General features: G+C 45.7%; 1 protein-coding gene. It reads right to left on the reverse strand.

Translation table 11 applies throughout. The features are described 5' to 3' along the window. The coding region (locus CXF68_RS00010; RefSeq protein WP_198553729.1) for a hypothetical protein at window positions 1–418 on the reverse strand (418 nt) is incomplete at both ends.

Genomic DNA, 418 nt, shown 5'->3' on the forward strand with positions numbered 1-418 from the left:
TAATAAAATAGTTACTACATGCGTCGTAGTTGCAGGACCGTTACATCCTGCGGCACTTGCCGTGATTGTTGTTGTTCCACTCCAACCTGCAACATACGTTACTTCTCCAGTTGATCCGTTTATACTATTCCCGCCTGTTAAAGAAGCAGCATCTAAACTATAGGTGATTCCGGTTGAATTTATTCCGGTTGTTGTCGTAGTTACTGTTCCTACTCCTTGAGATCTTGTACTTGTTGCTGGGCTAAATGCTGCAATGGTGACTGTTGGTGTTACTGTTACTACATGCGTCGTAGTTGCCGGACCGTTACATCCTGCAGCACTTGCCGTGATTGTTGTTGTTCCACTCCATCCTGCAACATACGTTACTTCTCCGGTTGCTCCGTTGATGCTATTTCCGCCTGTTAAGGAAGCGGCATCT

The organism is Tenacibaculum sp. Bg11-29 (genome assembly GCF_002836595.1).
Classification (GTDB): Bacteria; Bacteroidota; Bacteroidia; order Flavobacteriales; family Flavobacteriaceae; genus Polaribacter.